This window comes from Acidobacteriota bacterium, assembly GCA_026393755.1.
GTDB lineage: Bacteria > Acidobacteriota > Vicinamibacteria > Vicinamibacterales > JAKQTR01 > JBAXOX01.
This window is the reverse complement of the sequence record JAPKZO010000037.1, coordinates 15628-30440: the sequence shown is the minus strand read 5'-3', so window position 1 is coordinate 30440 and position 14813 is coordinate 15628. Positions and strand designations below refer to the sequence as shown.

Here is a 14813-nt window from a genome sequence, read left to right as displayed (position 1 = left end):
CCCGCGACGATCGACGAAGTTCAGCGATCCCCTGTTGGCGCGCCAGCGGCCTTCCGCCCGGCGTCGAGGTCGTTCCAGTTGAGCATCGCATTCAGGGCGAAGAAGAAGCTGCCGTGCGTCTCGTAGCGCCAGAACGGCCGCACGCCGAACAGCACGAGGTGCCCCTTGCCAAGCGGCGCATCGACGAGCGCCGGGTGCCCCGTGAGGTTGTCGCCGCCGACCAACTCGCCTGAGAGCAGCAGGTCGTTCGGATCGGCTGGAAACGACAGCAGCACTCGCGGAAGTGCGACCGCTGCGGCCCCGCCGAACCCGCCGCGTCCACCGCCACCACCGCGGCCGCCACCACGGCCGCCGCGACCCTCGGCCATGGCCGCTGCCGCGGAAGGCGGCGCGTCGAGCGTCGTCAACCTCGGCGGCGCCGCCATCGGCTGCAGATTGCCGCCACCCACGCCGGCCGGCAACGTCCCGCCGCGACCGCCGCCATCACCCCGCCCGCCGCCACCGCCGAGCGCAAGCACCGGCCCGCCCTTGTACATGACGCCGATTGCGTTCTGGTCGTAACCGTAGAGGATAGGGCTGGTCCTGTCGCCGATGAGCGCCTTGAGCACGGAGCCGGGCGCATAGAGACCGGAGGGTTGTTCAATCGTCACGCCGGGAACGAGACGATATTCCGGAAACACCGTCGCCGCGGTGCCTTCGGCAATCAGCACGCCGCCTTCCTGCACGAAGGCTTCCAGCGCCTTCAGCCCGTCGCGTCCGAGGCTGCCGCGCCGGTCGTCGGTCTGATCGGGCGCGGTGCCGATGTTCGGCGTGAGATCGGTCTTCTTGTACGGCAGCGGTGTCCCGCCGGCGGGAATCTCTCCGCCATCCACGGTTACCGGGCCGTTGGGATAGACGATCACGTCGTACTTCGCACGCAGATTGCCCTGCCGCAGCTGGTTGTCGCCGAAGTACGTGTAGGGCACCTTGAGCTTGTCGAATACCATCCGCACCCAGCCTTCGTCCTGCGTGCTGGACCACGAATGGACGTACCCGATGCGCGGCACATCGAGGTCGTGCGTCGGCACGCTGGGCGGTCGGTCGGTGGCCCACGCCAGCAGGCCGTAGTCACGAATCTGCGGTTCGAGCACCGCCCGATTGGAACCGGCCACGATGAAGGCTCCCGCGGCGAAGTGATGGCCGGCCAGATCGAACGGCTGTTCGGCGGCCGCCATCCTGATCTTCGGATTGGCGAATCTGAAGGTCGCCAGTGCGCTGTCTGTCGTGTGGTCGATGACGATGGTGCCGCCGGTGCCCGTGATCGTGCCCGCCGCCTTGAAGTCTGACGTCGCGAGCGTCATCGGCTTGTCAAAGATGGCTTTGTCGTCCACCTTGAACATCTGCACGTTGCGCAGCAGCGGCAGCGACCAGCCGGTGTCGTCGTACGGCCGGGGATTCGCCTCCGGATACCACTGCACGCCAAGCAGTGTGTTGACCAGCCCTCCGTACGGCTGATCGAGCCTGATGATGTAGTCGCCGGCGGCGACCTGGACCTTGCCGATAGCAAACGGCGCGGTGGCCGTGTGGATCTCGACCGCTTCGCGGCGCAGGAAGTTCATGAAGTCCGCCGCGTCAATGCGCCGGCGCTGCTGCGCGGGAATCACGTACGCATGAGGCGCGCGCGTCCGGCCCTGCTCCACCATCATTTTGTTCTTGAGGTAGTAGTTCTCGAGGAACATCTCGCGGTTCTTCGCCACCGCGTTCATCGCGATCAGAATGGCCGACTCCTGCATGTTGATGTTGGCCCGGCCGCTCCACTGCACGCCCTCTGGCGGCACAGGGAACGGGCGGTACCATTCGCGGCTCTGGCCGCCGCCGACAGCCCGTCCGCCGGCCGCAGCCGGAGTACCTGGTGCCTGAACTGCCGAAACGGCCGCACCAGCCGCCCGTCCACCCGCCGGCGCCGCGCCCGCCATCGTCTGGCCGAGGGCCGCAGCCGGCGCGCCTCCCCGCCCGCCGCCGCCGTAGCTTTGCGTTTCGTAGAACCGGCCAATCGAGTTGTGGGTGACGCCAATCCAGAACATGTAATTGGGTACCCAGCCGTCGTAGTAGTTGTACGTCCACACGCCCGGCACGCCGCGCTTGGTCATCTCCATGATCTCGGTCTCGGCGAGCCACCACCATTCGCTGACCTGGATCGGGGCCACCTCCGGATAGTACGGGCCGGTGCCGGTCGAGGTGTAAAGCAGCGTCACCGATTCGTGCAGATCGTGCATGACCTGCGGATGCAGATCGAGAAACGCCTTGAGGATGTTCTGGGTGAGGACGAGCCCTTTGCCGATGCCGTCCCGGTTGTTATCGTGTGCGACGTACCGGCCCCAGTACGTCATTCCCGGCTGCGGCTGGCCCGCGTCCGACGCCCGCCGGTTGTCAACCTGCCGCTCGTGGCCATCGACCTCGGCCACCGGCGTGATGACGACGATCATGTTGTTGCGAATCTGCTTGATGAACGGCGTTTCTTCCACCACCAGCCGGAACGCCAGTTCGGTCAGCATCTCCGGGCTGCCGGTTTCACCCGAATGGAGGCTGCCCGTCGTGTAGTAGATCGGCTTGCCGGTCTGGATGAGCAGTTTCGCCTGAGCTTCGGACAGCTTGCGCGGGTCGGACAACTGCGCGGTGATCTGCTTGTACTTGCCGAGCGCCTTGATGGTCGCCTCATCGGCGATCGCCAGCGCAACCATCGGGCGTCCCTCGTCGGTCTTGCCAATCTCCCACATCGTTGCCCGCCCGGTGCTCTTCACCAGGGCCTGGTAGTACGCGACGATGTCCTTGTGATACGTCAGGCGGCTGTTCTCGCCGGGCACGTAGCCGAGGAACTTCAGCGGGGACGGCACATTGGCCGACACGGGCATGTGATCGACCAGTTCGGTCAGGATCCGCTTGTCCGGGGTGTTGTCCAGAATCCGCTTTGTGTAGTCGTCATCGTTCTTCTGGACCGGTGCCGCGGCGGGCCGGCTCTGGGGAGCCGCCGACTGCCCGCTCGCTCCCAGCGTCAGCACGCCGGCGACGAGCCCCATCACGACGATTCCGAAAGTTCTACGCATTCCGTTCATCGAATCAGCCTCCCGTCATGCCCATCAAACCGACCGGCCCACCCGGGTCTCGCCTACTTCTTGTTGGCGGCCTCGAGCGACGCGATGAGAGCAGCGATGTCTGCGTCGGTCAGGTACCGTTTCGCCTTATCGAGCATCGTCTTGAAGTGTGCGTACTCGCTCGCCTTGGCCGGGAACCCGACATTGCCCTCAGGGCCGGTGGCGTTGGCGATCTCCCTGCCATCGGCGTCGATGATGGCGATCCACGGCAGCCCTTCCTCTTTTGTCTGGTAGCGCTTCGCAAGATCGCTGGCGCGAGGCGCGCGATCCAGGTCAATCTTGACGCTGACAAATTCCTTTGCCAGCAGCGGTGCAACGTCCGGGGACGCCATCCAGGCGCCCAGCCTGTGGCACCACGTTCACCACGGGGCCGCAAACCAGAGGAACACCTCTTTGGTCTCGCGTGTGGCCTGGGCCAGCGCCGCTGCGAACGTCGCCACCGCGTCGGGCGGAGGCGGTGCCTGGTTCTTCGTCAGAAACGCCACCGTCTTCTTCGCGTCGAATCCGACAGGTTCAGCATCGCTGACCAATCCCTTGCCCGACGCCTGCGCGAGCACTCTGCCCTTCGCGTCGAGCACCGTGAGATGAGGCAGCGCGCCCGCGGCCAGCGTCACGCCGAACGACTTCGCAAGGTCCAGGTTCTTGTCCACGTGGCCGACATCGACGTAGACCAGCTTGTAGTGGTCCGTGAATTGCTTCGACACTTCCGGGGCACGCCGCGCCTCGGTAAATTTCGCGCACAACTCATCGTCGTTCGATCCCCAGTTGATGAGTACCCGGATGTCGTCCTCGGCAGCGGCTTTGAGTGCGGTGGAAATCTGCGCCTTCGCGTCGGCGGTCTCGTTGTATACCTTGCGCGGCGCGGGCGGGGCCTTCTGGACCACGGCCGGCGCCACGGTCGGCGGTGGCTGCTGGGGCGGCGGCGGGGTCTGACCGCTCATCGCCAGCAACAGCGATAACAGGGGTAGGGTCATGGGACTCCTCATCACGGTGCGCAGGTGTTCCGGATGGGGCGCAGCATAACACAGCGGGCGGATTGGGGTGTCGCCGAGTGCACCGGTGCAGGCCCTAGCAGCCCGTGGTGGAAGTCGGTCGAATGCAGACTGACTTGCACCACGGGCTGCTAGGGAACGACACCGCCCAATCGAGGATCACCCGGACTGGACGCGCGCCTACGACGGGCGAGCCTCCACCCCGTTGCCCCCCGATGCCAACGCACCAAGGAACCGCGACCGCAGCGTCTTGCCAACCAGCGCCTTCTTGACCGGGGGCAGACGCAGAAAGGCCCCGACGAAGGCGCGCAGGAACTGGTGCGTCAGCCGTTCAGGCTCGGCAAACAGCAGGTTCTGCAGCGTGCCGACTTCCAGGGCCTGCAGAATGATCTTTTCGAACGTGGCTTCCGGGTAGAGGATCCGCTGCGGTCGGGCGCGGAGCTTCATCGCCTGCGTGCTGCAGGCGAGCGCACACACGCCGCACCCGAGACAGATCGATTCGTCGACCACGGGCCGCGCCTTTTTCTTGCCCGCCGGCTTGGCCAGCCGCTCGATGGAAATCGCGTTGATCGGGCAGGCCTTCTTGCACTTCAGGCAGCCGTCACAGGTGCTGTCGTCCGACGTCGCCAGATAGTTGGAGGTCACCAGCATGTGCGGGTAGCCGAACTGGCTGACGCCGAGCAGCATATTGCAGCAGCACCGGCAACACAGGCACATGAAGCCGACATGGCTCCGCACGTTGTCCGCGTTCATCACCAGCCGCATGTCGCGCGCCTGGCTCAGCCGGTCGAGCATCTCGCTCTTGTCGATCGGGCGGGCCAGCTTGCGGCGCACCAGGTAGTCGGCCCCGCTTCCCAGCGACGTGCAGGTCTCCAGCGGCACCTCACACCGCTTGAGTCCCAGATGCGACTTCTCGTGACGGCACGAACAGATGCCGACGGCGAACTGCTTCTGCGACTCGACGATGGATACGGCCTTTTCGTAATCGAGCACCTCGACGTGATCGGCTGATGCCACGGTCTGCTCGTGCGGCACCGTCCTCATCAACTGCAACTGCTGTCCTGCGCTGAGATTGGCCGCCCATACTCCGCCGTTCGAGATGTAGTCGTGGAACAGCCTGGCGCAGGCCTTGTGGTCGACCCCTTCCCCGCTCCGCATCATCGTGAACTCGAAGATCCCGACAGCCAGCGGCGACACGATGTACCGGTACTGGCCCCCCAGGTGCGCGTCAATGATCAGCCCCTTCATGCACAGGCCTTCCAGCAGACGCTCCAGCGTGGCGCGCGGGTAGCCGGTCGTGCGTTCGAGGTGCTCAATGGTGGCGGGGCGGTACGGCATGCGGACGACGAGGTCTGCTTCCTCGGCCGAGTACAGTTCCTTCAGGAGTGCGTGGAAGGTGTCGTTCCAGGGAGCCCTGAGCGTCAGGCCGTCGATCTTCCTGCCAAGCGCCCGATAGACGTCCTTGCCGACCAGATGGCCCATCGTGCTTTCCTTCGCCCGGCCTCGGCGCGCCGCTGCGAGTGACCCGCGGCCCGCCGCGATCGCTGTCGCTAGTGTTCGAGCCTGTTTCGGACTTTCGCCGTGAGCGCCTCAATCGAGAACGGCTTCTGGATGAAGCTCACGTCCTCCTCGAGCACGCCGTGGTCGCCGATTACGTCGTCCAGGTACCCTGACATGTAGACCGCCTTCAGGCCAGGATATCGGGCCGAGAGCCTGAGGTGAAGTTCCCGGCCGTTCACTTTCGGCATCACGACGTCGGTCAGCAGCAGATCGGGGACGGCCTCGTGCGCTTCGAGCAACGCCAGGCATTGTTCCGGCTGCGCGATCTCGATCACTTTGTATCCGCGCCGCCTCAGCGCGCCGCAGACCAGCCCGCGCACCATGTCGTCGTCTTCGGCCACGACGATGGTTTCGTGGCCGGCCTGAGCGGCGGTCGCGCCAGTCCGTTCAAGGACCGGCGCGACCACCCCTTCGATCCGCGGCAGCAAGGCGTGGAAACGCGTTCCCACGCCGACGGTGCTTTCGACGCGAATGTGTCCGTGGAGTTGCGTGACGATCCCGTGCACGGTGGACAGACCAAGCCCTGTCCCCCGGCCCGTTTCCTTTGTCGTGAAGAACGGCTCGAAGATGTGCGGGATGATGGAAGGATCGATTCCGGATCCCGTGTCACCCACGCTGAGCTTGACGTAGGCGCCCTGGGGAGAGTCCGGATGCGCCCCTGGCCCCGACTCTGGCAGTGTCACCCCCGCCGTTTCGATCGAAAGATGTCCGCCGTGTGGCATCGCGTCCTGCGCGTTGATGGCGAGGTTCATCAGGATCTGCTCGACCTGCCTCGTGTCGCCCTCGATGATCGTCGGCTCCGGCGACAGGCGGAGAATGATGTCGATGTCCTCGCGGATCGTGCGCCGGAGGATCGGCTCGAAATCATGCACGACCTGGGCCAGATCGACCGGAGACACCTCGATGATCTGCTTCCGGCCGAAGGCGAGCAGTTGCTGCGTGAGATGTCTGGCCCGGTCGGCGGCGGCATGGATGATGGACACCGGCTCGCGGTGCGGGTGATCGGCAGGAAGCTCCGTCAGCAGGAGCTCCGCGTATCCGAGGATGGGTGACAGCAGGTTATTGAAGTCGTGCGCGACGCCGCCGGCCAGCCGGCCGATGGTCTCCATCTTCTGCGCCTGCCGGCGTTCTTCCTCCTTCACCAGGTCGTCTGTGACATCACGCCCCACCCCCACCACCGCCACGATCTCCCCTGAGGCGGACCGCACTGAAGCGATTGACACGTCGGCCTGGTACGGCGACCCGTCCCTGCGCCGGCACGTCAGGCGACCGATCCACGGCTGTCCCGCGGCGACCTGTCTCCGCAGGGTCTGATAGACCGCGTCGTCCTCGTGTGCGCCCAGCATCAGGCCCACGTTGTGTCCGACAATCGCGCTTCTTCGATACCCGGTGCAGTGCTCGACCGCGCGATTGACGTACTGGACCAGGGCGCGGGGGTCGCAGATCACGAACATCTCTCCGGCCTGTTCAATCGCCGACAGCAGCCGGAGTCGTTCCTCTCCTGCCCGCTTCTGGTCGGTGATGTCGCGAACCGCGGTGACGCGAATCTGGCGCCCCTCGAAGGGCACCATGCGGGGGCACGCCTCGACGTCAATCTTGGATCCGTCCTTGCGTACGAGCATGGCTTCGTGGGTCTTTTCGGAACCCGCGAGGATGCCGGCGCTCACCGCGTCGAACGATTCCGGCGCGACCGTGTCCGTCACCCGCTTTCCGACGATCTCGCGTAGTTGGTAGCCGAGCAGCGCCGCAAACTGCTGGTTCGCGTCGATCACGATGCCATGTTCGCTGAAGACAATCCCTTCGTGGGTGGCGTCGGCAAGCCGGTGGAACCGTTCCTCACTCTCGAGCAACTGGATCTCGGTCTGTTGCCGCTCCGTGCTCTCGCGCTCTGCCTGCTCCGATGATGACGTGACCTGCCTGGTCGCCAGGTCGAGGACGCCGGCCGCCATGATGAAGAAGATGGCGTTGAAGACCCAGACCGCGGCGGGCGTGTAGACGCGCTCGGGAATAAAGCCGTTGGCGTCGAGCAGGAGCAGCACAAGCCCAGACACCAGACTGGCAGCGACGGCGGTGTAGGCAGCGCGCCGTCCAAGCAACAGGCCGAACGCGGCAATCACGATGATGTAGCCGTTGAACGCCGGGTTGTGGATCCCCGCGGCCGTCACGCAGGCTCCGGTCAGGATGCACCACATGGCGGTGAGCGCGAAGGTTCCCGCGCCGACGACGTGTCCGCGCCGGCTCATCACAATGATCGGAATGCCTGCCGCCGTCGCGATGAGCGCGATCACCACGGCCCGGCGCCCGTACGTGTCGGGCATCACCAGCGCGAGCGAGATCGGGATCAGGATGGCGAGGACCGTGAGGATCTGCAGGCCCACCCCAACCGCGGCGAGATCGAGGCCGGCGAGGGGTTGGGGGATGAGGAGGCGCCCTACCCACCCGCGTGGGGACAGAACGGGAAGTTTTGTCTCTGGAGGTTTCACGTGTTGAAGCGAATGTCCCCGCTACTGTTGCACGGCGCGGGCGGTGCTGACAAGTCGCAAGGCCGAAGGCGTGACCGCCAGGCCGCCCTTCGCGGTGCATCGCAGTTCGCTCGGCATCATCTGCCCCACCGAATACACCGCATCGATGGTGTCGTCGAGGGGAATGGGATTCACGTAGCCGCCTACGACCAGGTCCGCGCAGACAAAGGCGCTGGAGGCGGCCACCGCGTTGCGCGTGTGACAGGGAATTTCCACTATCCCGCCCACCAGATCGCAGACCGATCCCATGGAATTCTGAAACGCGATCGCCGCAGCGTTGGCTGCCTGGGCTGCCGTGCCGCCCGCCGCCTCGACCACCGCGGCGGCCGCCATGGCGCCGGCCGCGCCAATCTCCACCTGGCAGCCGGCGACTTCCGCGGCGAACGTGGCACGCGTCGCGAGGATGACACCGATGGCCGAAGCGGCCAGCAGCGCCATCGCAACCCGATCCCTCGATAGCCCGCGCTCCTCTGCCAGGGTCACCACGACGCCCGGAACCGCTCCCGCTGATCCTCCGGTTGGCGCGGCGCAGACGACGCCCATCGCGCCGTTGACGTGCATCACGGCCATGGCCCGCGCCGCCGCCCGCGTGTGCAGGCCGCCAAGAGGCAACCGCCCGGCGGCGTCGGCGTCGAAGATCGCGCGGGCGCTTGGGGCGAGCACCTGCATCGGCGGCGCGTCCTTGTCGAGGCCAAGGTGCACCGCGGCCTGCATGATGTCGAATCGGCGGAGGACCTCGTCGACGATGTCCTGTTCTTGAAGCCCCAGCAATGCTGTTTCGTAGGCCAGCGCGGCCTGACCAAGCGACCAGCCCTTCGACTCAGCCAGCGTCAGCATTCCGGCCGCGCTCTCGAACAACTGCTGGCCCCGTTTGACGAACGCGAGGGGCGGCGCCTCACGCACGCGCACGTCTCTGCCAAGCTCCGCCAGCGCCGCCCGTGTGTGCTGGTCGATCGCGGCGAGCCTGTGCGCGACGACCAGCGCACGCCCGTCCCGCTCCAGGATCTCGGGATCACCGGCTCCTTGCCCATCGGCCACGAGCGTCGCAACGACAGCGCCGGCAACCGCGAGTCGGCTGTCTACCAGGACCTCGTGGGCGTCTCCGGTCAGCCGAACCGGCCATCCATCCAGTTCGACGATCTCAATGGCGCCTCCGCCAATCGAGCGGGCGCGCGCGGCCAGCCGCCCCCCGTCCGCGCCGCGCATCGCGATCTCGATCGTGTTCGGGTGATCGGGCGTTGCGAGGGGCCGGACGGCGAACCGGATCTCGATGCCGCCCGCGGCGGCCAGGTCGAGCGCCGCAAAGTACCGATCGTCGGTCAGGCTCCAGCCCATCACACCAACGGCCAGTGCCCGGTCGACGCCCTGCTGCCGGTAGACCTGCGCGTACGACCCGTCTGGGTCGAAGGCGAATTCGACCGCCGCTGGCACCGCGCCCAGCAGCGCGGCCGCCAGTTTCGCAATGTGATACGAGCCGGCGGTATGTGAGCTCGACGGCCCGCGCATCACCGGGCCGAGCACATCGTTGAGGATGCTGACGCGACTGACACGAGGACCTGCACGCATCGGGATCTCCATCGGCGTCGTTGCCGGCTCCCATACACTCACGATTCTGTCATCGTCGACGAGCGGCGCCGCGGAAGCGTCCCAGGGAATTGCTGCATCCCGCAACATGATGAGCAGCATTCGCGCCGGCTCGGGCGCCTCCGGAGTTATGATACTCGCGCCCCCACCTTCTGAAGGAGAGATGGACATGGTTGATTCGTCGACCGTCCTCTGGGGGCAGACGCTGGCCTACACGTTCTATGTCCTCGCCATGACGCTGGTGATGGCCTGGTTCGCGAACCGAGTGACGCAGGAAGGGAAGAGCAGCGGCGTGAAGCCTGTGCTCTTTTATTCGTTCGTCGCCTTCCTCGTCGTCGTTGGCTTCTCGCTGCATCTGATCACCTACTACACCATTCCGTGGAAGTCGATGGACATGCACCGGGCGACCATCACGCCGGACAAGGTGTTTAACATCGATGTGGCGTCACACGCGTTCCAGTTGCCATCGGAGAAGCTCCTTATCGCCTGCAACGACAAGGTGCTCTTCAATGTCACGTCGAACGACTTGACGTACGGATTCGGCCTGTTCCGCCAGGACCACTCGATGCTGTTTCAGATGCAGGTGGTGCCAGGACACCGGAATGACATCCTGTGGCAGTTCGATAGGCCCGGTGTGTACACCATCCGTTCCACGGAGTACTCCGGCCCCGCGGGGATCAACATGATCCTGAAGGACGTCGTCGTCGTGTCGTGCGACCACAACGGCGCCAACTGAGCGAATCTCCATCAATTTGCGAGACACATCATGAGCTTCATTCATACCCTCGTCCACGGCGAGCAGGCGTCGTTCAAACCCGCCACGCTCACGCCGATGCAGAAGATGATTCTCCGCTTCATTGTCGTCGGCCTCGTGTACTACGGCTTCGCGGTCGTCGAAGGGATGATCATGCGGCTGTACGAGGTCGGACCGGTCCCGACGGTGTCGACCGAGCAGTTCTTCGCCATCATGACGGCCCATCCCCTGGTCGGGATCTTCGGGTCAAGCTACTCGATTGTATTCGGCGCGTTCCTCTTCCTCGTGCCCTTCCTGATGAAGAAGCCCCTGTGGAGCATCCCGCTGGCCAACTGGACGTGCGGACTCCTGGCCGTCGGGACCTTCACCTTCTGGTTCGCCGGCTTCCTGACCCACTACGCGCCGCTCTACACGCTGTACTGGCCGCTCCCGGCGGACTTCACGCAGTTCAGCCTCTGGGGCGGGATCTTCTTCATTACCGGCATCGCGCTCGTCATGGTCGGGACCTCGTGCTTCGTCGTCAACATCTTCAAGACGATCACCTACACCCCGGACGGATGGGACAAGCAGCCCGTCGGCGCGCTCCTCGGATCGGCTCTCGGCCTGAGCGGGCTGCAGGCGTTCTTCTCCAGGAAGAAGACGGAACATCTGGTCTCGCTCCCGGTTGCCGCGATCGCGCGCGGAACCGTCGACACCGCGCTCAACGCCGCCGTCATCTTGTTCACCGGCGTGCTCATTCTCGTGTACATGATCGCCGCCGTGTTCGGCTACGATCTGAAACACAGCGCGATCGACGCGCTGCTCTACAAGAACTGGTTCTGGTGGGGGCTGGACCTTGTTGCGGACGGCCTCGTGCTGATCTTCGTGGCGGGCACGTGGTACCTCCTCGCCACGCTCATCACGGGCAAGAAGCTCTACATGGAGAATGTCGCCCGTGCTGCCCTGTTCGTTGAACTGGTGGTGTCGTGGACCGTCTGGTCCCATCACCTGATGTCGGACCAGGCGCAGCCCGAGATGCTCAAGACGGTGTCCGGCGAGATGGTGACGGCGTTCGAACTGATCACGCAGGGGCTCGCCTTCTTCATCACGCTCGTCACGTTGTGGAGCGCCAGGCCGCTGAAGATGACGCACCCGCTCAAGTTCCTACTGGGCGGTCTGCTTGGTTTCGCGCTGGCTGTTCCAGCGGGCATCATGCAGGCGGACCTGGGATTGAACCGGATCCTCCACAACACGCAGTGGATCGTGGGTCCGCACGTGCACGTCGCCGTGCTCGTCGGATTGACGATGACCCTCTATTCGGCCATCTACCTGCTCTTCCCAATCGTGACCAACGGCGCGAAACTCTACAGCGACAAGCTCGCCGTGTTCCATTTCTGGGCCCACCTGATCGGCGGCGTCGGCATGGGCGCGTTCATGGGCATGGCGGGATTGCAGGGCATGCTGCGACGTTCGCTGTACGTGAACGGCGAGTTCAACGTCTACATGGTCCTCGCGGCGCTCTCCGGATCGCTGTTGCTGCTCGCGTTCCTGGCGTTCTTCTACAACATTGTCATGAGCCTCGGGCTGAAGGGTGTCCTCTTGATATTCACGCCATCGAAGCTCGACACCAAGGAGCCCGTGCCGGTCAACTGAACGGTCCGTGCTCCGCGCCCATCTCGGACGCTGCATCGGGCGGCGTCCGAGGGTCTATTGCCAAGACCGGCCACGCGCGCTGGTCGGCGGCGCGTTGTCCGGCGTGGCCGGGACGGCCAAATGGCCGGTCGCCCATGCGAAGGTCGACCGCGCCACGCGGTGGCCCCACTGCGCCTCGACGCGCGCAGCTTCAGCCCGGGCGAGGGCCGCCTCGGCATCGAGCATCTCGGTCACGGTCCCGGCGCCGGCGGCGTAGCGTTCGGTCGCCACCCGCACACTGTCGCGAGCGCCCGTCACGAGAACAGCTGCCGCCTCGATGGCCTCGAACGACTCCTTCAACTTCCAGTACGCCGACCACGCCTCGTTGCGGACGATGAGTTCCAGGCCCGCGAGTTCGGCCTGGTCCTTCGCCTGTTCCAGGCGGGCGCGCGCCACGCGATGCTCTGTCGCGTAGCCGTTGAACAGGGACCACCGCACGCTGACGCCGACCGACCAGTCGGGATCCCGCGGGAAGAACTCGCTGTCGCGCAGGCCGTAGCCCCAATCGGTACGGATCTTCGGCCGAAAGACGCTCTGGGTGGCCTCGACCGCGGACGCGGCCGCGCTGACCCGCTGACGGGCGGCTTCGAGCACGGGCCGGGCTTGAATCGCGTCGCGCAACGCCGCCGGCAGATCGACATCGTCTGGCGGAGCAACGGGTTCCCTGTCGGCGGTCAGGGTGACGGGCGTCTCGACGGGGAGTCCCATGACGCTGTTGAGCTGTCCGGCCCCAACCCGAATCAGGCTTTGCGCCCGGACCAGGCGCAGCCGCGCGTCGGCGACGTCCACCTGCGCCCGGATGACATCCGCCCCGGCGACGGCTCCCGCGGCGCGCCGCTCACGCGCCAGCCGCAGGTGGTCTTCCGCCCTCGCCAGGTTCTCATCCGCCACCACGCGTGCGTCAAGGGCGCCACCGAGGCCAAAATACGCCCGGTGCACGGCCAGCACGAGGTCCTGGCGAATCCGGGCCGCCTCGTCGGTCGCACCGGCCTGCCGCGCCATTGCCGCGCGCAGTTCAGCCGCCCGCTGGCCGCCGTCGAACAGCAGGTAGCTCCCGGTCAGCCCGGCAAACCAGTCGTTGGTCGGACCGATGGTCGATGCGAGATTGGGACTGGAGAACCCGCTGGGCAGATACGCGTGGCGTTCCCAGCGGGCGTACCCGGAAGCCACGCCCACTTCCGGATAGTACGGGGCGCGCGCCTCGCCGACCGCTTCCCGGGCGATGGCCACGCCCTCCCGGGCGGCGCGGTCGGCCGGGTTCCGGTCCAGCGCAATCCTGGTGGCGGCCTCGAGCGTGAGCGGGCCGCCGGGCTCTTGAGCCGCGGACCTCGAGGGCACGGCTGTCGCCATGCCGCAGATCATCACCACCATCGCCGCGCCGGCCCGCCGAGAACGCGGCCGGCGTATGTTTCTCTGTAGCATCGGTCACCTCGAATAACGAGCGGGCCTGCGCCAGGCTCGCGTTGATCAGGCCACGGTCTTCTTGAACCGCGTCGACGCCATCCACAGCGTCAGCACGCCCATCACGGCGAGGCCGACCAGTTGCGGCCACAGGATGTCGACGCCGACGCCCTTCAGGAACACGCCGCGGATGACGACGAGGAAGTACCGCAGCGGGTTGAGATACGTGAGCCACTGCACGACCACCGGCATGTTCGCGATGGGAAACATGAAGCCCGACAGGAGCACGGCCGGCAGGTAGAAGAAGAACGTGGTCATCATGGCCTGTTGCTGCGTCTCGCTGACGGTCGAGACAAAGAGCCCGATGCCCAGCGTCGTCATCAGGTACAGGGCTGTGGCCAGCAGCAGCAGCGGCAGGGACCCGCGAATCGGAATGCCGAACCAGCCGACACCGATCAGGGTCACCAGCAGCACGTCGGCGAACCCGACGAGGGCGAACGGGACGGTCTTGCCGAGGATGAACTCGACAGGCGTGATCGGCGTCACGATGATCTGCTCCATCGTCCCGATCTCCTTTTCGCGGACGACGGCCATGCTGGTCAGCATCAGGGTGACGAGCATCACGATGATGGCGATGACGCCAGGCACGTAGAAGTTCCGGCTCTCGAGGTTCTCGTTGAACCAGGCGCGCGTCTCCGCCTCCACCCGACGGGTGTCGGCCCGCCCGCCGCCGGCGCGGCTCAGGCGGGCCGCCAGCACCTGGTTCGAGAACTCCCCGGCGATCCGGCCGGCGTAGACGAGCACGATGCCGGCCGTGTTCGAGTCCGTGCCGTCGACGATGACCTGAAGCTCTTCGGTCCGGCCGGCCCGCAGGCCGTCTTCGAATCCGCGGTTAATCCTCAGCACGGTCGACACCTCGCCGCGGTCGACCAGTTCCTGGGCGGCATGGTCGTTCCCGACGCGGGCAACGACCTGGAAGTAACCGGACCTTACGAACCGGCTGACGAGGTCGCGGCTGGCCGCGCTGCTGTCGAGGTCGTACACGGCGGTCTTGACGTCCCGGACATCGGTGGTGACGGCATACCCGAACACCAGGGACTGAACGATCGGCATGAGAAAGATCACGCCCTTCATCCGAGGATCCCGGAGGATCTGGATGAATTCCTTCACGAGCATCCGCCAGATTCGCTCGAGCATC

10 protein-coding genes are annotated in these 14813 nt (G+C 65.8%); 2 read left to right on the top strand and 8 right to left on the bottom strand.

The window, feature by feature from the left end:
* Positions 1-20: 20 nt before the first annotated feature.
* The 6 genes from NTV05_15920 to NTV05_15895 all read right to left on the bottom strand — a co-directional run bounded on the left by NTV05_15920 (position 21) and on the right by NTV05_15895 (position 9771).
* Positions 21-3083, bottom strand: coding sequence for a M14 family zinc carboxypeptidase (locus NTV05_15920; GenBank protein MCX6545887.1), 3063 nt, complete (start codon positions 3081-3083; stop codon positions 21-23).
* Between the two features lie 62 nt (positions 3084-3145).
* A complete protein-coding gene (locus NTV05_15915; GenBank protein ID MCX6545886.1) occupies positions 3146-3463 on the bottom strand; it encodes a hypothetical protein in 318 nt (105 codons plus the stop codon).
* Positions 3464-3490: 27 nt separating this feature from the next.
* Positions 3491-4105, bottom strand: a complete 615-nt coding sequence (locus NTV05_15910) for a thioredoxin family protein (GenBank protein MCX6545885.1) — start codon at positions 4103-4105, stop codon at positions 3491-3493.
* Positions 4106-4303: 198 nt separating this feature from the next.
* Positions 4304-5605 carry a 4Fe-4S binding protein gene (locus NTV05_15905; GenBank protein ID MCX6545884.1) on the bottom strand — a complete coding sequence of 434 codons (1302 nt, stop codon included), beginning with the start codon at positions 5603-5605 and terminating at the stop codon, positions 4304-4306.
* Positions 5606-5673: 68 nt separating this feature from the next.
* Positions 5674-8061, bottom strand: coding sequence for a PAS domain S-box protein (locus tag NTV05_15900; GenBank protein ID MCX6545883.1), 2388 nt, complete (start codon positions 8059-8061; stop codon positions 5674-5676).
* Positions 8062-8187: 126 nt separating this feature from the next.
* Positions 8188-9771: an L-serine ammonia-lyase, iron-sulfur-dependent, subunit alpha gene (locus NTV05_15895; GenBank protein MCX6545882.1), complete on the bottom strand. Its 1584-nt coding sequence runs from the start codon at positions 9769-9771 to the stop codon at positions 8188-8190.
* A 187-nt stretch (positions 9772-9958) separates the two neighbouring features.
* Between NTV05_15895 and NTV05_15890 the strand changes: the two genes are divergently transcribed.
* Positions 9959-10525 carry a cytochrome C oxidase subunit II gene (locus tag NTV05_15890; protein MCX6545881.1) on the top strand — a complete coding sequence of 189 codons (567 nt, stop codon included), beginning with the start codon at positions 9959-9961 and terminating at the stop codon, positions 10523-10525.
* A gap of 30 nt (positions 10526-10555) precedes the next feature.
* Entirely contained in the window at positions 10556-12175 is a 1620-nt protein-coding gene (locus NTV05_15885; GenBank protein ID MCX6545880.1) for a cbb3-type cytochrome c oxidase subunit I, read from the top strand.
* A 54-nt stretch (positions 12176-12229) separates the two neighbouring features.
* On the opposite strand, the gene NTV05_15880 is transcribed toward NTV05_15885, so the two are convergent.
* Positions 12230-13636, bottom strand: coding sequence for a TolC family protein (locus NTV05_15880; protein MCX6545879.1), 1407 nt, complete (start codon positions 13634-13636; stop codon positions 12230-12232).
* Positions 13637-13681: 45 nt separating this feature from the next.
* Entirely contained in the window at positions 13682-14812 is a 1131-nt protein-coding gene (locus tag NTV05_15875; GenBank protein ID MCX6545878.1) for an ABC transporter permease, read from the bottom strand.
* Position 14813: the final 1 nt, after the last annotated feature.